Annotated in this window: 17 protein-coding genes and 1 tRNA gene; 13 read left to right on the top strand and 5 right to left on the bottom strand. The window is 63.5% G+C overall.

The window, feature by feature from the left end:
- The first annotated feature begins 3 nt into the window (after nt 1-3).
- The 9 genes from C266_RS20495 (at nt 4) to C266_RS20455 (ending at nt 7,344) form a co-directional block, all read left to right on the top strand.
- Nucleotides 4-2,295, top strand: a complete 2,292-nt coding sequence (locus tag C266_RS20495) for a PAS domain-containing sensor histidine kinase (RefSeq protein WP_305809495.1) — start codon at nt 4-6, stop codon at nt 2,293-2,295.
- Nucleotides 2,296-3,033, top strand: coding sequence for a response regulator (locus C266_RS20490; protein WP_010805648.1), 738 nt, complete (start codon nt 2,296-2,298; stop codon nt 3,031-3,033).
- 106 nt (nt 3,034-3,139) lie between these two features.
- Nucleotides 3,140-3,215 (top strand) — tRNA-Phe (locus C266_RS20485).
- Between the two features lie 218 nt (nt 3,216-3,433).
- The gene (gene queC, locus C266_RS20480) at nt 3,434-4,171 is read left to right on the top strand and encodes a 7-cyano-7-deazaguanine synthase QueC (RefSeq protein WP_010805647.1); all 738 of its coding nucleotides are present in this window, start codon (nt 3,434-3,436) and stop codon (nt 4,169-4,171) included.
- Nucleotides 4,172-4,193: 22 nt separating this feature from the next.
- On the top strand, nt 4,194-4,829 hold the full coding sequence (queE, locus tag C266_RS20475; protein ID WP_010805646.1) for a 7-carboxy-7-deazaguanine synthase: 636 nt from the start codon (nt 4,194-4,196) through the stop codon (nt 4,827-4,829).
- Nucleotides 4,830-4,838: 9 nt separating this feature from the next.
- Nucleotides 4,839-5,282: a 6-carboxytetrahydropterin synthase QueD gene (gene queD / locus C266_RS20470; RefSeq protein ID WP_010805645.1), complete on the top strand. Its 444-nt coding sequence runs from the start codon at nt 4,839-4,841 to the stop codon at nt 5,280-5,282.
- 471 nt (nt 5,283-5,753) lie between these two features.
- Nucleotides 5,754-5,969, top strand: a complete 216-nt coding sequence (locus C266_RS27570) for a hypothetical protein (protein ID WP_144265876.1) — start codon at nt 5,754-5,756, stop codon at nt 5,967-5,969.
- Nucleotides 5,970-6,065: 96 nt separating this feature from the next.
- Nucleotides 6,066-6,488 carry a DsrE family protein gene (locus C266_RS20460; RefSeq protein WP_010805643.1) on the top strand — a complete coding sequence of 141 codons (423 nt, stop codon included), beginning with the start codon at nt 6,066-6,068 and terminating at the stop codon, nt 6,486-6,488.
- Between the two features lie 136 nt (nt 6,489-6,624).
- Nucleotides 6,625-7,344 carry a tetratricopeptide repeat protein gene (locus tag C266_RS20455; protein ID WP_010805642.1) on the top strand — a complete coding sequence of 240 codons (720 nt, stop codon included), beginning with the start codon at nt 6,625-6,627 and terminating at the stop codon, nt 7,342-7,344.
- A gap of 88 nt (nt 7,345-7,432) precedes the next feature.
- On the opposite strand, the gene rodA is transcribed toward C266_RS20455, so the two are convergent.
- The 5 genes from rodA to C266_RS20430 form a co-directional block, all read right to left on the bottom strand.
- On the bottom strand, nt 7,433-8,581 hold the full coding sequence (rodA, locus tag C266_RS20450) for a rod shape-determining protein RodA (RefSeq protein WP_010805641.1): 1,149 nt from the start codon (nt 8,579-8,581) through the stop codon (nt 7,433-7,435).
- Nucleotides 8,581-10,815 (bottom strand): penicillin-binding protein 2, encoded by a 2,235-nt coding sequence (gene mrdA / locus C266_RS20445; protein WP_010805640.1) that lies wholly within the window; start codon nt 10,813-10,815, stop codon nt 8,581-8,583. The genes rodA and mrdA overlap by 1 nt, the downstream gene beginning before the upstream one ends.
- A gap of 52 nt (nt 10,816-10,867) precedes the next feature.
- Nucleotides 10,868-11,380, bottom strand: coding sequence for a rod shape-determining protein MreD (gene mreD, locus C266_RS20440; protein ID WP_010805639.1), 513 nt, complete (start codon nt 11,378-11,380; stop codon nt 10,868-10,870).
- A 9-nt stretch (nt 11,381-11,389) separates the two neighbouring features.
- Entirely contained in the window at nt 11,390-12,358 is a 969-nt protein-coding gene (gene mreC, locus C266_RS20435; RefSeq protein ID WP_010805638.1) for a rod shape-determining protein MreC, read from the bottom strand.
- 184 nt (nt 12,359-12,542) lie between these two features.
- Nucleotides 12,543-13,586 (bottom strand): rod shape-determining protein, encoded by a 1,044-nt coding sequence (locus C266_RS20430; RefSeq protein WP_010805637.1) that lies wholly within the window; start codon nt 13,584-13,586, stop codon nt 12,543-12,545.
- 550 nt (nt 13,587-14,136) lie between these two features.
- Between C266_RS20430 and gatC the strand changes: the two genes are divergently transcribed.
- The 4 genes from gatC (at nt 14,137) to gatB (ending at nt 18,139) form a co-directional block, all read left to right on the top strand.
- Nucleotides 14,137-14,436 (top strand): Asp-tRNA(Asn)/Glu-tRNA(Gln) amidotransferase subunit GatC, encoded by a 300-nt coding sequence (gene gatC, locus C266_RS20425; RefSeq protein ID WP_010805636.1) that lies wholly within the window; start codon nt 14,137-14,139, stop codon nt 14,434-14,436.
- A 112-nt stretch (nt 14,437-14,548) separates the two neighbouring features.
- Entirely contained in the window at nt 14,549-16,039 is a 1,491-nt protein-coding gene (gene gatA, locus C266_RS20420) for an Asp-tRNA(Asn)/Glu-tRNA(Gln) amidotransferase subunit GatA (protein WP_010805635.1), read from the top strand.
- Between the two features lie 95 nt (nt 16,040-16,134).
- Nucleotides 16,135-16,551 carry a hypothetical protein gene (locus tag C266_RS20415; protein ID WP_246189753.1) on the top strand — a complete coding sequence of 139 codons (417 nt, stop codon included), beginning with the start codon at nt 16,135-16,137 and terminating at the stop codon, nt 16,549-16,551.
- A gap of 115 nt (nt 16,552-16,666) precedes the next feature.
- The gene (gatB, locus tag C266_RS20410) at nt 16,667-18,139 is read left to right on the top strand and encodes an Asp-tRNA(Asn)/Glu-tRNA(Gln) amidotransferase subunit GatB (RefSeq protein WP_010805633.1); all 1,473 of its coding nucleotides are present in this window, start codon (nt 16,667-16,669) and stop codon (nt 18,137-18,139) included.
- Nucleotides 18,140-18,263 lie beyond the last annotated feature (124 nt).

Here is an 18,263-nt window from a genome sequence, read left to right as displayed (position 1 = left end):
ACGATGGCGCTGGTCGCCATCGGGCTGTTCTGCCTGCTCGCGCTCGCGTCGGCCAATACCGAATTCTTCGATCGTTACTATTCGCTGCTTTACACCGCGAACATTGCGGTGGCGATCATCTTCATCTTCATCGTCGGTGCGCTTGTCTGGATCATTCTGGTGCGCCTGCGTCAGCGCCGCTTCGGCACGCGTTTGCTGGCCAAGCTCGCGATCTTCTTCGCACTGGTCGGCGTGCTGCCGGGCGGCATCATTTATCTGGTGTCGTTGCAGTTCGTCTCGCGCAGTATCGAATCGTGGTTCGATGTGCGCGTGGAGACGGCGCTCGACTCGGGACTCGAACTCGGCCGCGCCATTCTGAATAACGGCTTGTCGGATCTGAGCGCGAAAGCGCAGCTCGTTGCCGACAATCTCACGTCGAGCGGCGACAAGGGCGGCACGCTGACGCTGCTGCGCATGCGCGACCAGTTCGGTTTGCAAGACGCAACGATCGTGGACGGTAACGGGCGTGTGCTCGCGTCGGCGTCGGGCAACTTCAATGCGCTTGTGCCCGAACTGCCAACGGCCCTCATGTTGCGTCAGGCGCGCACGCAGTCGCGCGGTTATACCGCCATCGAAGGCGGCAGCGAGGGTTACGACAAGCGCCAGGGCAACGATCAGTTGCGATGGCGGGTCGTGATTCGTATCCCGTCGGGCTACTCGTCGTCGTTGCAGGACGAGGAGCGTTTCCTGCAAGTCACGCAACTGGTGCCGGCCAATCTCGCGCAGAACGCCGAGGCAGTGCAGAACGCCTATCGCGAATATCAGGAAAAGGCGCTTGGCCGTACCGGCCTGCGCAAGATGTATATCGGCACGCTGACGCTGTCGCTGTTCCTGGCGACGTTCGTCGCGATGATGCTCGCGCTGGCGCTCGGCAATCAGCTTGCGCGCCCGCTTTTCCTGCTTGCACGCGGCACGCAGGAAGTGGCGGCGGGCGATTTGTCGCCGAAGGGGGAAGTGCGTACCAACGACGAACTCGGCTTCCTCACGCAGGCGTTCAATGCGATGACGCGTCAATTGTCGGACGCCCGGGCGACAGTCGAGCGCAACCGTCTCGCGCTCGAAAGCTCCAAGGCTCACCTGGAGAGTATTCTGTCGAGTCTGACGGCCGGGGTGTTCGTCTTCGACCAGGAATTCCGGCTGACGACGGCCAACGCCGGTGCCGAACGCATCTTCAAGCAGAGCTTTCAAGGCGAGCTGAACCGTTCACCCGCGCATATTCCGGCGCTGGTGGAGTTCGGCGAGACGTTGCGCCGCGCTTTCGCCGATCGCGATGCGAATGCCGATCTCGGGCCGGGCGGGCACTGGCAACAGCAGATTGGCCTGACGCTGCCGGGCGAGACCGACGCCGTCACGCTCCTCGTGCGCGGCTCGCATCTGCCGGAACCGATGGTGGCGGTGGCCGGGGTGCCGACGCGCGCGGGCGGCGGCTATGTGGTGGTGTTCGACGACATCAGCGACGTGATCTCCGCGCAGCGCTCGGTCGCGTGGGCCGAAGTGGCGCGGCGTCTGGCGCACGAGATCAAGAATCCGCTCACGCCGATTCAACTGTCGGCTGAGCGATTGCAGATGAAATTGTCGGACAAGTTGCCGCCGGCCGATGCCGAGGTACTGCGCCGCGGCGCGACGACCATCGTCAATCAGGTGGCGGCAATGAAGCGTATGGTCGACGATTTTCGCGATTACGCGCGTCTGCCGCCGGCGATCATGCATCCGCTGCAACTCAACGAGTTGATCGGCGAGGTGTTGACGTTATACGGTGTGGACGAAGGGCGTGGTGCGATTCGTCCGTATCTTGACGCCGAGCTGCCGGAAATTCGTGGCGACTCGACGCAATTGCGTCAGGTTATTCATAATCTGCTGCAGAATGCTCAAGATGCCGTGGGCGGAACCGAAAACCCTATTATCACGGTGGAAACGAAGACAGTAGAATACGCAGGATCGGATGTGCATCCCGGCGAGCCGAAGCGCACTGCGGTGCGTTTGACGATCACGGACAATGGGCCGGGTTTTCCGGCCCGCATTCTGACCCGCGCATTCGAGCCCTACGTGACGACCAAGTCGAAGGGCACCGGGCTGGGACTCGCGATGGTCAAGAAGATCATCGATGAGCATCAGGCGCGCATCGACATTCGCAACCGGTCGTTACCCGAGGGCGAAGGCAGTGCAGGGGCGCAGATTTCTATCTTGTTTACTCAATTGGCTGACGACCAGGACCTGCCGCGCAACAAGCCGGCAGAACACACGAAGGTAGCGTAAATGGCAACCATTTTGGTGGTGGACGACGAAATGGGGATCCGGGAGCTGCTCTCGGAGATTCTGAGCGACGAAGGGCATGTCGTGGAGGTGGCGGAGAACGCGCAGGAAGCGCGTGCGTTCCGCGCCACGCACACGCCTGACCTCGTGCTGCTCGATATCTGGATGCCCGATACCGACGGCGTGACCTTGCTCAAGGAGTGGGCGGCACAGCAGTTGCTGACCATGCCTGTGATCATGATGTCGGGCCACGCGACGATCGACACCGCCGTCGAGGCGACCAAGATCGGTGCGCTCAATTTCCTCGAAAAGCCCATCGCCTTGCAGAAGCTGTTGCAAGCAGTGGAACAGGGGCTGGCACGCGGTAAGCGCGATCTGTCCGGTGGCGTCGCGAGTGCATTCGATGCCGACGACGACGCGCTGGATACGGGCGTCTTCGGTGAGAGCGAAACGCGCCACGCGGGCACGGGTCTGAACGGTGCGGCCACGCATCACGCGCCAATTGGCGTGCACGATGCCGAGGGCACCGCTGGGGTGGCTGCGGGCATGTCTGCGGATATTTCGTTCGACGTTCCGCTGCGCGAGGCGCGCGATGCTTTCGAGCGCGCGTACTTCGCTTATCACCTGGCCAAGGAACACGGCAGCATGACGCGCGTGGCCGAAAAAACCGGGCTGGAACGCACGCACTTGTATCGCAAGCTCAAGCAATTGGGCGTAGAGCTTTCCAAGAGCAAGACTTGATGGCGGCATGGCGCGCGCAGGCGCGCCGCGATGCCGCTTTCCTGCGGATATTTTCGATATAGGGCTTGCATAAAGCGCTCGCAGTCTCTATAATCGCTTTTCTCTTGGCCCGGTAGCTCAGTTGGTAGAGCAGCGGATTGAAAATCCGCGTGTCGTTGGTTCGATTCCGACCCAGGCCACCAAATTCGAAGGGCTTGCGCACATCGCAAGCCCTTTTTGCGTTTGAACGAAAACGCTGCCCGATGATGGGTATAACGTCCCGGCGATAGCAACGCGGGGCATCGCGGTTCAAAATCGCGTGACATATCCCGCACGCGGGCTGCCCAAGGGGTGGCCGCAAGCGCGTGCCCCTGCCCTCATCGTCGTGATGTCCTGACGGCGAGGGCGATACTGCTAGCGCATGATCATGACGACAAGCACCGATTCCGCTCTGGTTCTGTTCTCCGGTGGACAGGATTCGACCACCTGCCTCGCGTGGGCACTGTCGCGCTATGCGCGCGTCGAGACGCTGGGCTTCGATTACGGCCAGCGCCATCGCGTGGAGCTGGAGTGCCGCACCGACGTGCTGGCCAAGCTGCGTGAGCGTTTCCCGCAGTGGGCGCCGCGTCTGGGCGACGACCACATGATCGATTTGTCGATCCTGGGGCAGATCAGCGAGACATCGCTCACGCGCGAGACCACGATTGCGATGGCGGCAAACCAATTGCCGAATACCTTTGTGCCGGGCCGGAATCTGCTGTTTCTGACGATTGGTGCGACTATTGCGTATCGGCGCGGTTTGCGCGTGCTGGTCGGCGGGATGTGCGAGACCGATTTTTCGGGCTACCCCGACTGCCGCGACGACACCATGAAGGCGCTTCAGGTCGCGCTCAATCTGGGCATGGATCAGCGCTTCATCGTCGAGACGCCGCTCATGTGGATCGACAAGGCCGACACGTGGCAGATGGCGCAGGATCTGGGCGGCGAGTTGCTCGTCGAGACCGTGCGCGAAGACACGCACACATGCTATCTGGGCGAGCGCAGCGTGCTGCACCCATGGGGCTACGGTTGCGGCGAATGTCCGGCGTGCCAGTTGCGCCAGCGCGGCTACGAGCAGTGGCGCGCCCGCAGTGACGATCAGGACCGCGGCGCGGCCTGATCCTTCGACTATCGAGAGAATCATGACGTACGCAGTGAAGGAAATCTTCTACACCTTGCAGGGCGAAGGCGCGAACGCCGGCCGCCCGGCGGTGTTCTGCCGGTTTGCAGGGTGCAACCTGTGGACCGGCCGCGAAGAGGACCGCGCTGACGCCGTCTGCCAGTTCTGCGACACCGACTTTGTCGGCACCGACGGCGAAAATGGCGGCAAGTACCGCACGCCGGCCGAACTCGTCGCGCAAATCGTGGCGTTGTGGCCGCAGGGCGACCGGGCGCATCGGTTTGTCGTGTGCACCGGCGGCGAGCCGCTGCTTCAACTCGACGCGCCGCTCATTGATGCGCTGCACGCCGAGGGTTTTCGCATTGCGGTCGAGACCAACGGCACGCAAGTCATTCCCGAGGGCATCGACTGGGTGTGCGTGAGCCCGAAGGCCGATGCGGAGATGGTCGTCACGCGCGGCGATGAACTGAAGGTGGTGGTGCCGCAGGATCGTCAGCGTCTGGCCGACTACGAAGCGCTCGACTTCCGGCACTTCTATCTCCAGCCGATGGATGGCCCGCTGCGCGACACCAACACGAAGCTGGCGATCGACTATTGCAAATCGCATCCGCGCTGGTCGCTGTCGATGCAGACGCACAAATACCTGAATATTCCCTGAGCCGTTGCCGTGATTACGATTACCCGGAAACTCGAATTCGATGCGGGCCACCGCATTCCCGATCACCGAAGCCAGTGCCGTAACCTGCACGGGCATCGCTACGTGCTCGAGATCACGCTGGCGGGCGAAGTGAGCCGCGAGAGCGGTGCGTCCGATAACGGCATGGTGATGGACTTCGCCGACGTGAAGGCGCTGGCCAACGAACACCTCGTATCGGTGTGGGATCACGCGTTCCTCGTTTATGAAGGCGATACGGCCGTGCGCGCCTTCCTGGAGACGATGCCCGATCACAAGACGGTGGTTTTCGATCGCGTGCCGACCGTCGAGAATCTGGCCGCCGCGGCCTTCGACAAGCTGAGCAGCGTCTTCGATACGCACTATGGTCACGACCTGCGCCTCGTGCGTTTGCGCCTGTACGAAACGCCGAATTGCTGGTCGGAAGTCACGGCGTAAGGGGGCGGGTCTGTCGACGCGGCATTCGTTCGCGTTGCGGGCGCAATTGAGCCGATGCCATCTGAATTGACTGGGATGCCGCCTACGGCACGTCAAATTCCAAACTCCACCGGCGAAGTCGATGGCCGCCGGTGATGACATGACTGAAAGTCCAAACCCGTCAGATATCGATGTCTGGCGGGTTTTTTCATTACAGGAAAGGTCATGTCAAGAATCTCAGCGGGTAACAATGGAGTTGCCTACGATAGTCAGACGGACGTGCAGTTCATCTCGATGCGCCGAGTGGATTCACAGGGGAATCTGAGCTCGCTCGATCGCGTAGTCAATCGGCCGGTCGTGTCCGCCCGGCCGCGACCGAGTGCACCTCCGCTCCCACGTGGCGATTTTCGTGCGGACTTTACGGGTTCGCGATCGGCCGGCGGCATCGCATCGTCTGACGCGGCGCGAGGGGCTCATCTCCGGTCATTCGATATGCCGGTACGAACCGACGGTGCGTCGGACGTGCCGCCGCCGTATTCGGCAACGCAGACCGGCGATGCATGGGGGGCGCCGCCGCCCTATTCGGCAAGCGACATCGCGCCTCACTACGGCCTTCCGAGCGCGCCGCTCCCCGACTCGCCGCCTGCGTATAGTCCGCCGAGTCTGGAGTGGTATTTGCAACACGGCTATCCGAGTTCGGCTGTCTGACACGGGTTGGACCGGCGTGTTTCGTCGATGACCCACGGCGCGTCAACGCGCTATGATGCGGCTGGTACGACGTAACCAACAGGGGAGACTCCACACATGAAGACGCTGCTGCGCGGCTTGCTGGCCGCATTCCTGCTCACGGCATTTGCGCTGCCCGCCACGCCGGCGTTCGCACGCGACAAGGTTGTGTATCACATCAACGACGCCGAGCATCAGGCACTTGCCGGTTTGCGCAACATCCGCAACCAGCTCGACACCGTACCGGATTCCGACATTGTGGTCGTCGCCCATGCGCAAGGGGTCGATTTCCTGATGGAGAGCTACAAGGATGCCGCGACCGTCGGGCCGCTGATCTCGGCGCTGCATGCCCGTGGCGTCAAGTTCGAGGTGTGCGAGATCACGCTCAAGCAGCGCAATCTGAAGAAGGACCAGTTCGTGCTCGACGCCGACTTCACACCCTCGGGCGTGGTCGAACTCACGCGCTTGCAGCAGAAGGGCTACGCGTATATCAAGCCGTAAGCCGGCGCTTCCTGCGGCACCCGACCCCGGCCATGTGCCGGGGTTTTTTATTGGACCAACGCCGAAGACGGGCGGTGCCGGCATGTCTTTTTCGATTGGCGCACAATAGACGCAAGCCCGCCCCCGGAGGTTTGTCATGTCGCCGTCTTTCGCCATGCGCCGGCTGCTCGCCGGTCTCGCCGCCACGCTCGCGAGCGTGGCGTGCCAGCCGATTCCCTATGCGGTGGCTGCCGCTCAGGCCCCTGCGCAGACACTGACCGATCAGGCCGTCCATCACTACGAAGCGGGGCAGCAGTCGCAGGCGTTGGAGGAGTTCCGCCGGGCGGCCGAACAGGGCAATCGTCTGGCGCAGTTCGACTACGCGATGATGCTGCTCAACGGCGAAGGGGGCACCCCCGATCCGAACGGCGCCGTGCATTGGCTGGCGCGTGCCGCGAACGCGGGCATGACGCAGGCGCAATACGTCTACGGGAAGATGTTCGACGACGGTTACGTCGTCGGCAAGTCGATTCCTCAGGCCAATCTCTGGTACGAGAAGGCCGCGAAGCAGGGGCATGTGCAAGCGCAGGCGGCCATCGCCAACGAGTACTTCATCGGACGCGGTGTCCCCAAGGACTATAAGGCCGCGTTCGGCTGGTACGAAAAGGCGGCGCGCGGCGGTGACCTGCCGTCGCAGTACATCGTGGCGAGCTACTACGAGCGCGGCTACGGGGTCGTCACGCCGGATATCGAGCGGGCGCGTCTGTGGTACGAGAGGGCCGCCGCACAGGGCGACGTGGCGGCTCAGGGCAAACTCGACGCGATGAATCGCGAGCGTCCGCAGCCGTCGTTTCCCGCACCGTCCCCGGCTCGCTAAGCCACCCGCCAAAACAAAAACGGCAGGGCGATGACCCTGCCGTTTTCTCCGCTTCCCGGCTTCCCGGCACTGTGGTGTCAGAGCACCGTCAGCTCTGCATGAGCCGTTTCTCGCGCGCAACGCTCATCAGAATGCCGATGCCGAGACCGAGCGTCACCAGCGCGGTACCGCCGTAGCTCATGAACGGCAGTGGCACGCCGACCACCGGCAGAATGCCGCTCACCATCCCCATGTTCACGAAGGCGTAGGTGAAGAAGATCATCGTGACCGACCCGGCGAGCAGCCGGCCGAACAGGGTCGCGCCGGAAGCCGCGATCATCAGCCCGCGCGCCACCAGCAACAAATACAGCACCAGTAGTACGCCTTCGCCGATCAGCCCGAATTCTTCGGCGAACACGGCGAAGATGAAGTCGGTGTGCTTCTCGGGGATGAACTCAAGGTGTGCCTGCGTTCCCTTGAGCCAGCCTTTGCCCATGGTGCCGCCGGAGCCGATGGCAATGACCGACTGAATCGTGTGGAAGCCCTTGCCGAGCGGGTCCGTCGTCGGGTCCAGCAGCGTGCACACGCGGTGCTTCTGGTAGTCGTGCAGGATGTGCCATTCGACGTCCGGCTGGCAGATCTTGTCTTCAAGCGCGAGGATCGTTCCGACGCCAAGCACCCCGGCGATGAGCACCGGCAGAATGAGTTTCCACGACAGGCCGGCCAGATAGATCACATAAAGGCCGGCCGCCGCCACGAGCAGGCCGGTGCCGAGGTCGGGCTGCTTCGCAATGAGTCCGACCGGCACGCCGAGCAGCGCCAGCGCAGCCAGATAATCGAACCAGCGAATGTTGCCTTCGCGCTTCTGGAAGTACCACGCGAGCATCAGCGGCATGGCGATCTTCATGATCTCGGACGGCTGGATCACCATGCCGACGTTCAGCCAGCGCCTCGCGCCCTTCTTCGTCAGCCCGAACATCGCCACCGCGATCAACAACGCAACACCGGCCGTGTAGAGCGGCACGGCGAACTTCATCAGCGTTTGCGTTGGCATCATCGCCAGCACCCACATCAGCATGAACGTGAGCACGATGTTGCGGATCTGATCCTCGACGCGGCCCGGCACATCGATACTGGCGCTGTAGAGCGTCACCAGTCCCACGCACAGCAGCAGGAAGACGATCAGCGCCAGCGGCTTGTCGAAGCCGATGAACAGGCGTTTGACCTGCTCTTTCCACGTATGTTTGTCGAGCGCCATTATGGCGTTCCTCCTTGCGCACGAATGGCGGCGCGATGGCGGGCCTCGTCGGCGACGGTCGGGCTTACGGCGGGCTGACGTGGCGGGGTCGGCTTCGGCGCTTCCGGTGCCGTGGTGGCGCGGCCTTCGGCCACACGCGGCGCGCCTGCGGTAGCCTCCGATGCCGTGGCGGGAACCGGAGCCGCGCGTGCCACGCTCGCCGGGGCGCCGGCAGTACGGCCTCCGAATTCGGCGGCGCTGGCGGGCGGCGCGTCCGGTGCGGCGGACACACCCAGCGCCCCCGAGGCAGCGCGTGGTGCAGATGCCGAAGCCTGCAACGCCGCCGCTTCCGCAGCGCGCTCCTTGGGTTCGTCGATAAGGTAGTAATCGAGCAGACGGCGTGCGACCGGACCTGCTTGCGCGCCGCCCCAACCGGCGTTCTCGACGATCAGCGCGATGGCGATCTTCGGATCATCCGCGGGAGCGAAAGCGATGAACAACGCGTGATCGCGCTTGAATTCGGGAATCGCGTTGTGGTTGTACTTCTCGTTCTTGCCCAGCGAGTAGACCTGCGCCGTGCCCGTCTTGCCGCCGGCGTCGTACGGGGCACCGGCAAACGCCTGACGGCCCGTACCTTCCTTGATGACGCCGACCATCGCCCGTTTGACGAAATCCACATCCGCCTGCTTATACGGCAGCCGCGCGCTCTCATGCGGCACGGTCAACTGGCGCGAGTGCGATACCGGGTCTTCGACGGCCTTGACCAGGTGAGGCTTCATCACCACACCGTTGTTGGCCAGCGTGGCCGTGGCGTGCGCCAGTTGCAGAATCGTGAACGAGTTGTAACCCTGGCCGATGCCCAGACTGATCGTCTCGCCGTCGTACCATTTCTGCTGCGCGGCCTTCTTGTAGGCTTTGCGCTTCCACTCGGTCGACGGCAGAATGCCGCGCGCTTCGCCTTCGATGTCGATGCCCGTCAACTGACCGAAGCCGAGCGGCGCCATGAAGTCGTGGATGGCGTTCACGCCGAGGTCGTGCGCGAGCATGTAGTAATACGTGTCGTTCGACACCACGATCGAGCGGTACATGTCGATCCAGCCCTGACCGTTGCGAATGTCGTTGCGGAACGTGTGGTTGCCGAGCGTGAACGAGCCCGTGTCCTGGAAGCCCCAATTGGTCGTGCGTTTGCCGAGTTCGAGTGCGGCGAGCGCCATGAACGGCTTGTACGTCGAGCCGATCGGGTAGGTGCCGCGCAGCGGACGGTTGAGCAGCGGGCGGTCGGCCGAGTTGTTCAGCGCGTCCCAATTCTGCTGGTCGATGCCTTCGACGAACATGTTCGGATCGAAGCTCGGGGCCGACACGAACGCGAGTACGTCGCCCGTCTTCGGCTCGATGGCCACGACCGCACCGCGCCGTCCCGCAAAGGCTTGTTCGGCCACCTGCTGGAGTTTGATGTCGATGGACAGCACGAGGTTGTCGCCCGGCGTGGCGGGGGTGCGCGAAATCGTGCGCACCGGCCGGCCGCCGGCGGTCACTTCGATTTCCTCGAAACCGGTGATGCCGTGGAGTTGCGTCTCGTAGCTCTGCTCGACGCCGATCTTGCCGATGTAATCGGTGCCCTTGTAGTTATTCACGTCGCGGCGGATATCGTACTTGGCGCTATCGCTGTCGTTCTCGTCGCTCATCGCTTCGATCCGTTGGCGATCGCGCAGCGAGATCCGGCCGATATAGCCGATCACGTGCGCGGCCGTCTCGCCAAGCGGGTACTGACGGAACAGACGAGCGTGCACATCCACGCCGGGGAAGCGGAAACGCTGTGCGGTGAAGCGGGCGACTTCTTCGTCGGTCAGGCGCGTACGGATCGGCAGGCTCTCGAAGCTCTTGCTGTCGTCCATGAGCTTCTTGAAGCGGGCGCGGTCGCGTGGCGTGATCTCGATCACGTCGGACAGATCGGTGACGAGGTCCTCGAGCGGGCGGCCGATCTTCGACGGTGTGATTTCCAGCGTGTAGGCGGAGTAGTTGCGCGCGAGCACCACGCCGTTACGATCCATGATCACGCCCCGGTTGGGCACGATCGGGGCGAGCGAGACACGGTTTTCGTCGGCTTGCAGCGCGTACTGATTGTGACGGAAAACCTGGAGGTAGACGAAACGCACCGCGAGCAGGCTGAAGCAGATCAGCACGAAAAACGCAGCCGCCGTCACCCGCAGATGAAACGTCTGCAGTTGTTGCTGGGGGTTCTTGAACTCGGTCATTCTGGCTGGGCGGGCGGAACTCGATGGTGCGGTCTTGCAGGCGGGCGGCCCATCAGATTGGACGCGTGTCGTCGCGGTCGACGGCGCGTTTCTGCGGCGCCAGCAGCAGGATACTGATCACCGGCCAGAGCAAGGCTTCGACGAAACTCGCCGCGAGCGGCCACCAGCCCGGAAATGCCGCGCCGGTTGCCAGACGAATGATGAACGGCACCACGTGGGCGAGCAGCAGCAGCGGCAGTACCGTCAGCGCCTGCCCGAGTAGCGTGAAGAACAGAACGCGGCGGTGAATCATGATTGCACCGTACGACAGCAGCGTATAGGCGAGTGCATGTTCGCCGAGCAAACCGGCGTTGTGCACGTCCATCAACAGCCCGACGAGAAATGCCACGCCCATGCCCACCTTGCGCGGCTGGTGGATGTTCCAGAACATCAGCACCAGCGCGACGAAGTCGGGCATGGCCGGGGCATGGCCCCACGGCATCAGGTTCACCAGAAACGCCACCACGAGACTGAGCGCGATGAAGTACGGATTGACCGGCAGCAGAATGTATTGCGGTCGTGACATGTCGATTCCTCAATGGCCCTTTCGGAGCGTCGGCGCGCGCTTCGGATCGGCGCGAGTGGCACCCTTCTGGCCAGGCTTTTCGCCGCTTGCCGACGGATCGGAGGCGCGCGCGAGATCGGCGGCGGCGTCCGGGTGCAGGGCGAGCGGCGTGGTGTATTGCAGCACCAGCACCTGACGCTGGCTGCGCAGATTGGCCACCGGCTGACACAGAATGCGCGCAAACGCGGTGTCCGAGACGCGATCGACCTTGGTAATACGGGCCACGGGCAGACCGGCAGGATAGATGCCGTCCAGACCGCTGGTGGCGATTTCGTCGCCGACCTTGACGTCGGCCGACAGCGGAATGAAACGCAGGTCGAGCACGTCGCCGCGCATGCCGCCGTAAATCACGCTATGCACACCGCTGCGCGTGACCTGCACGGGCACGGCCTGTTCCTTGTCGGTGAGCAGCGTGACTTCGCTTTGCAGCAGGAATACGCGTGAGACCTGGCCGAGCAGCCCCTGTTCCGTGACGACCGGCGCGCCCAGCTTCACGCCGTGTTTCGTACCGCGATCGATGACCACGCGCTGCGTGAACGGGTCGCGCGTGTCGTATTCGATTTCGGCGGGAATGCTGGGTACGGGCAGGCGCTCGCGCAGTGCGAGCATCTGGCGCAGATGTTCGTTCTCGACCATCAACTGGTTATTGCGCTGGGCCTGGACGGAGAGTTCGAGATTTTGCTCGCGAAGCGTGCGGTTCTCGCCAGTGAGTTGCGATTCGGTCGAGAAGAAGCCCGCCACGCCGAGAATGGCGTCGCGCGGCAACAGCATCATGCGTTGCACCGGGTAGAGCGCGGTGCCGACAACGGCCCGAACCCGTTCCAGCGTGTTGTAGTGCGAGTCGACCACGAGCAGGCCGATGGCGAGCGCGACGAAACAGATCAGCCGGGCCAGCGCCGACGGTCCCTGTTTGAACAGTGGCGGCGGACTGTACTGCATGGTAGGCCCTTCAGGGAAGCACGCGCAGCGAGCCGCTGCGGTGCGCGAATGGTGTCAGTCGGGCGCGACGGAACCGCATGACGGCAAGCTCCGTGCGCGTGGTCTTGCTGCGAGGTTGGCCGTGTCTGGCGAGGTGTGGAAGGGATTGCCCCACCGCGCCGGACGACGAACCACGCACGTTGCCTTACTCGTAGGAGAAGATGCTGCCGAGCTTGTCCATGCGCTCGAGTGCCATGCCCGAACCGCGCACCACGCAGGTCAGCGGGTCTTCGGCCACGAGCACCGGCAGGCCGGTTTCTTCCGCGAGCAGACGGTCCAGATCACGCAGCAGCGCGCCGCCACCCGTGAGCATCATGCCGCGCTCGGCAATGTCGGCGCCCAGTTCCGGCGGGGTCTGTTCCAGCGCGATCTTCACCGACGACACGATCTGGTTGAGCGGATCGGTCAGCGCTTCGAGGATTTCGTTGCTCGAAATGGTGAAGGCACGCGGAATCCCTTCCGAGAGGTTGCGCCCCTTCACTTCCATTTCCTTGACTTCGGAACCCGGGAAGGCCGAGCCGATTTCCTTCTTGATCGCTTCAGCGGTCTGTTCGCCGATCAGCATGCCGTAGTTGCGGCGGATGTAGTTGACGATGGCTTCGTCGAACTTGTCGCCACCGACGCGCACCGAACCCTTGTACACAATACCGCCCAGCGAGATCACGCCCACCTCGGTCGTGCCGCCGCCGATGTCGACGACCATCGAGCCCGTGGCTTCCGAGACCGGCAGGCCGGCACCGATGGCGGCGGCCATCGGCTCTTCGATCAGATACACCTGCGAAGCGCCGGCACCGTGTGCGGCTTCCTTGATGGCGCGGCGCTCGACCTGGGTCGAACCGCACGGCACGCAGATGATGATGCGCGGCGACGGCGAGAACAGGCGCGACTCGTGTGCCATCTTGATGAACTGCTTGATCATCTGCTCCGTGACCGTGAAGTCGGCGATCACGCCATCCTTCATCGGGCGGATCGCCTCGATGTTGCCCGGCACCTTGCCGAGCATCTGCTTGGCTTCCTTGCCGACGGCTTGAATCGTCTTCTTACCGCTCGGGCCACCCTCTTGGCGAATGGCGACGACCGACGGTTCGTCGAGAACGACGCCCTTGCCGCGCATATAAATGAGGGTGTTGGCCGTGCCCAGATCGATGGCCAGGTCGTTGGAGAAATAGCTGCGAAGAAAACCGAACATGCAAAATCCTGTGTTTGCGTGAGGCCGCCCCAAGGGATGTGACTGGGACGACTGCCTGTCATCTGGGTTCCGGACTGTTCGCAAAAAAATCGCCAGGCGCCACGCGGCGGCTCGCGAAACGTGCGGACAAACCGAGGAATGCTGTACTGGGCAGGAGGCGGGGCTGCCGTTATAAATCCGTCGCGTCAGGGGCTTTCAATGGACTACGCGATCATCTGTCACGCCCCCCGGATTGACCGCGGCCCACCTGCGCGACAGCGGCGAAGGGTGCAAAAACACGCTCCGACGCAAATTTAATGCGCAATGATACCTTATAATTTCGCAGGTTTTGCAGGAAAAACGAGCACGTTGACACCACATTCGACGCCCTCGGCGTTCGGGCCGGGAGCCTTGTGGCGCGGCGCGCCAGCCCTCCTGCGCAGCCCGGTGCACGGAGTAAAACCGCAGACGAGTTCGATCTCATTCGCGCATTCTCCGCATTCTGTCCCTAATATTGGCGTCAGGTGCGCATCCGGCTGCTCTCCAATGCGCATTTTTTCGGGATTTCTTCATGGCTTTGAATCTCTCAGACGTCAAACGCATCGCTCATCTCGCGCGTCTCGAGCTGGCCGAAGACGAGGCGGCTCATATGGAAAAGGAGCTGAACGGCTTCTTCGCGCTCGTCGAGCAGATGCAATCGGTCGATACGAAGGGCGTTGCTCCGCTTGCGCATCCGATCGAGCAAATTCAGGCAGTTGCCCAGCGGCTGCGTACCGACGTCGTGACGGAAGTGGTCGACCGCGACGCCAATCAACGTCCGGCCCCCGCCGTGCAGGACGGCCTCTATCTGGTGCCGAAGGTCATCGAATGAGTCCGGCGCGTTGCCTGACGTCCGGCCTGCCCGGCCCGGCCGGGGTTCACGCAACGTGTTGCCGCACGCCCTCGGCGCACCTCATTCCCTCACGCGCAACACAGCAGCCATCATGGAACAAGATCTGATTCATTTGCAGGATTTGCGCGCCGCGCTCGACGCGAAGCGCGTCTCGAGCGTCGAGCTGACGCAGCACTATCTGGACCGTATCGCCGGCGCTGCCGATCTGAACGCCTTCGTGCACGTCGACGCCGAGGCCAGTCTCGCGCAGGCACGTGCAGCCGACGCCCGCATTGCGGCGGGTGACGGCGCGAACCAGCCCCTGCTGGGCATTCCCGTCGCGCACAAGGACGTGTTCGTCACGCGCGGCTGGCGCAGCACGGCCGGCTCGCGCATGCTCGAGAATTACGTGAGCCCGTATGACGCGGCCGTGGTCGAGCGTCTGGCGCAGGCCGGTATGGTCACGCTGGGCAAGACCAATATGGACGAGTTCGCGATGGGCTCGTCGAACGAGAACTCGCACTACGGCCCGGTGAAGAACCCGTGGGACAAGCGTGCCGTGCCCGGCGGTTCGTCGGGTGGTTCGGCCGCCGCAGTGGCTGCGCGTCTCGCGCCGGTCGCGACCGGCACCGACACCGGCGGCTCGATCCGTCAGCCGGCCGCCTTCTGCGGCGTGACGGGTATCAAGCCGACATACGGGCGCGTGTCGCGCTACGGCATGATCGCGTTCGCGTCGTCGCTGGATCAGGGGGGGCCGTTCGGTCACAGCGCGGCAGACTGCGCGTGGATGCTTAACGGCATGGCGGGCTTCGACGCCCGCGACTCGACCAGCCTCGAGCGTGCCGACGAAGACTTCGCGCGCGCGCTGGGCAAGCCGCTCGACGGTGCCACGGCGGACAAGCCGCTGGCAGGTCTGCGCATCGGTCTGCCGGCCGAATACTTCGGTGAAGGCCTCGACGCCGACGTGCGCGAAGCCGTCGACAACGCCTTGCGCGAGTTCGAGACGCTTGGCGCCGTGCGCGTGCCGGTGTCGCTGCCCAAGACGGAACTGTCGATCCCCGTGTACTACGTGCTGGCACCGGCCGAAGCCTCGTCGAACCTGTCGCGTTTCGACGGTGTGCGTTACGGCCACCGCGCCGCCGAGTATCGCGATCTGCTCGACATGTACAAGAAGTCGCGTGCCGAAGGCTTCGGCACCGAGGTCAAGCGCCGCATTCTCGTGGGCACGTACGTGCTCTCGCACGGCTACTACGACGCCTACTATCTACAGGCGCAGAAGATCCGCCGCCTGATCGCCCAGGACTTCCAGAACGCGTTCTCGCAGTGCGACGTCATCATGGGGCCGGTGGCCCCGTCGGTCGCGTGGAACCTCGGCGAGAAGAGCGCCGATCCGGTGCAGATGTATCTGGCGGATATCTACACGCTGTCGGTTAGCCTGGCCGGTCTGCCTGGCATGAGTCTGCCGGTCGGGCCGGGACGCGATGCGCGTCCGGTCGGCCTGCAACTGATCGGCAACTACTTCGACGAAGCTCGCCTGCTGCAGGTGGCCGACGCGTTCCAGCGCGCGACCGACTGGCACAAGCGCGCGCCGTCGGGCGTTTGATCGTGAGCCGCCCGCGCGTGGTGAGGTCTCTCGCGCCTGCCGGCTCGCGCACGGCTGCGCTGGCCCTGGCCGCCAGGGGCCTGACGCTTGCCGGCATGGTGCTCACGCTCGCGTCGTGCACCTTGCCGTTTGGGCGGCCAACGCCGATTGCGTACCGCGAGATCAATCTGTCGGGGTATTGCTCGCAGACGGACGAGGACGGTTTTCGCGAACAGGCGACGCTCAATGTGTCGGCCAATCAGGTGCAGTCGCTCGACTGGCGTCTGTGGGTCGGCAAGCGCGGGAGCTGCCACTTCAATCTGGCGGATTTTCACCAGACGCAGTGGCGTCCGAGCATCGAACTGCGCGCGAACAGCGGGAGTTGCAAGTTGCTCATCTGGCAGGACCCAGGCAACGTGACCATCGGACATGCGAACTGCGAGGCGTATTGCACGCCGGGTATCTACGAGAACGCATGGCCGGTGAGTTTCGATCCGCATTCGGGGATTTGCGCGGCGGGAACTCGCAGATAAGCGTCAGCAGCGACCGACGAACAGGAACAGGCCGGAGCGTCACCGCAGCGGGGACGACCGGCGGCAAGGGCAGGGCGAATGCGCCATGCCGACAAGTTGAGACAGGGTGAACCTTATGCAATGGGAAGTCGTTATTGGTCTGGAGACGCACGCACAGCTCTCCACCGCTTCCAAGATTTTCTCGGGCGCATCGACGCAGTTCGGCGCGGCCCCCAACACGCAGGCCTGTCCTGTGGATCTGGCGTTGCCGGGGGTGTTGCCGGTGCTCAATCGCGGTGCCGTCGAGCGCGCGATCGAGTTCGGTCTGGCCATCGGGGCGACGATTGCGCCGCGCAGCATCTTCGCGCGCAAGAATTACTTCTACCCCGATCTGCCGAAGGGCTATCAGATCAGCCAATACGAAATTCCGGTGGTGCAGGGCGGCTCGCTGAAGATTCAGGTCGAAGCGGATGCCCGTACCGGCCGTGAAGCGTACGAAAAGGTTGTCACGCTCACGCGCGCGCACCTTGAGGAAGACGCGGGCAAGTCGCTGCACGAAGACTTCGCCGGCATGACCGGCATCGATCTGAACCGTGCCGGCACGCCGCTGCTCGAGATCGTGACCGAGCCCGACATGCGCAGCGCTGCCGAGGCCGTAGCGTACGCCAAGGCGTTGCACGGGCTGGTGGTGTGGCTCGGCATTTGCGACGGCAACATGCAGGAAGGCTCGTTCCGTTGCGACGCCAACGTGTCGGTGCGTCCGGTCGGCCAGGAAGCATTCGGCACGCGCGCCGAGATCAAGAACCTGAACTCGTTCCGATTCCTCGAAGAGGCGATTCAGTACGAAGTGCGCCGCCAGATCGAACTGATCGAAGACGGCGGCACGGTGGTGCAGGAAACGCGTCTGTACGATCCGGACAAGAAGGAAACGCGTTCGATGCGCAGCAAGGAAGACGCGCACGACTACCGTTATTTCCCGGACCCGGATCTGATGCCGCTCGTGATCGACAGCGAGTGGGTCGAACGCGTGCGTGCCGCGCTGCCCGAACTGCCGGCCGGCATGCAGGTGCGTTTCGTCGAGTCGTACGGTCTGTCCGATTACGACGCCGCCGTGCTCACCCAATCGAAGGCCCAGGCCGCGTACTTCGAAGCCGTGGTCGCCAAGGCGGGCAAGGCAAGCGCCAAGCCGGCCGCCAACTGGATCATGGGCGAACTGTCGTCGCTGCTGAACCGCGAAGATATCGGCATTGCCGACAGCCCGGTGTCGAGCGCCCAGCTCGCGGGTCTGCTCGCCCGTATCGCCGACAACACGATCTCCAACAAGATCGCCAAGGAAGTCTTCCAGTTGATGTGGGAAGAACGCGCTACCGACGACGGTGCGGCAGACCGCATCATCGAAGCGAAGGGGCTGAAGCAGATCACCGACACGGGCGCGATCGAGAAGATCATCGACGAAGTGCTGGCCGCGAACGCCAAGTCCGTCGAGGAATTCCGCGCGGGTAAGGAGAAGGCGTTCAACGCACTGGTCGGTCAGGCGATGAAGGCCACCAAGGGCAAGGCCAACCCGGCCCAGGTCAACGAGTTGCTCAAGAAGAAGCTCGGTGCCTGACGAAGGTTCAGGCTGCCGCTGCTGCGGCAGTCGCAAAGCGTCAGACAAAAGCGCGGCAGCCGGTTCGGTGCCGCGCTTTTTGATTTGCGCGATACTGCCGCATAGCCTGTCATGAGGAGTTGGC

It is taken from the genome of Pandoraea sp. SD6-2, assembly GCF_000389825.1.
Classification (GTDB): Bacteria; Pseudomonadota; Gammaproteobacteria; order Burkholderiales; family Burkholderiaceae; genus Pandoraea; species Pandoraea communis.
This window is presented reverse-complemented; position numbering and strand designations above follow the sequence as displayed.

What these genes read in the sequence shown, in the direction of transcription:
- mreC (WP_010805638.1), bottom strand. Translation starts at nt 12,358, where the DNA reads ATGCAGTACAGTCCGCCGCCACTGTTCAAACAGGGACCGTCGGCGCTG.
- queE (WP_010805646.1), top strand. Translation starts at nt 4,194, where the DNA reads ATGACGTACGCAGTGAAGGAAATCTTCTACACCTTGCAGGGCGAAGGC.
- C266_RS20415 (WP_246189753.1), top strand. Translation starts at nt 16,135, where the DNA reads ATGGTGCTCACGCTCGCGTCGTGCACCTTGCCGTTTGGGCGGCCAACG.
- C266_RS20455 (WP_010805642.1), top strand. Translation starts at nt 6,625, where the DNA reads ATGTCGCCGTCTTTCGCCATGCGCCGGCTGCTCGCCGGTCTCGCCGCC.
- rodA (WP_010805641.1), bottom strand. Translation starts at nt 8,581, where the DNA reads ATGGCGCTCGACAAACATACGTGGAAAGAGCAGGTCAAACGCCTGTTC.
- C266_RS20430 (WP_010805637.1), bottom strand. Translation starts at nt 13,586, where the DNA reads ATGTTCGGTTTTCTTCGCAGCTATTTCTCCAACGACCTGGCCATCGAT.
- gatC (WP_010805636.1), top strand. Translation starts at nt 14,137, where the DNA reads ATGGCTTTGAATCTCTCAGACGTCAAACGCATCGCTCATCTCGCGCGT.
- C266_RS20490 (WP_010805648.1), top strand. Translation starts at nt 2,296, where the DNA reads ATGGCAACCATTTTGGTGGTGGACGACGAAATGGGGATCCGGGAGCTG.
- C266_RS20495 (WP_305809495.1), top strand. Translation starts at nt 4, where the DNA reads ATGGCGCTGGTCGCCATCGGGCTGTTCTGCCTGCTCGCGCTCGCGTCG.
- gatB (WP_010805633.1), top strand. Translation starts at nt 16,667, where the DNA reads ATGCAATGGGAAGTCGTTATTGGTCTGGAGACGCACGCACAGCTCTCC.
- mrdA (WP_010805640.1), bottom strand. Translation starts at nt 10,815, where the DNA reads ATGACCGAGTTCAAGAACCCCCAGCAACAACTGCAGACGTTTCATCTG.
- queC (WP_010805647.1), top strand. Translation starts at nt 3,434, where the DNA reads ATGATCATGACGACAAGCACCGATTCCGCTCTGGTTCTGTTCTCCGGT.
- mreD (WP_010805639.1), bottom strand. Translation starts at nt 11,380, where the DNA reads ATGTCACGACCGCAATACATTCTGCTGCCGGTCAATCCGTACTTCATC.
- C266_RS20460 (WP_010805643.1), top strand. Translation starts at nt 6,066, where the DNA reads ATGAAGACGCTGCTGCGCGGCTTGCTGGCCGCATTCCTGCTCACGGCA.
- C266_RS27570 (WP_144265876.1), top strand. Translation starts at nt 5,754, where the DNA reads ATGCCGGTACGAACCGACGGTGCGTCGGACGTGCCGCCGCCGTATTCG.
- gatA (WP_010805635.1), top strand. Translation starts at nt 14,549, where the DNA reads ATGGAACAAGATCTGATTCATTTGCAGGATTTGCGCGCCGCGCTCGAC.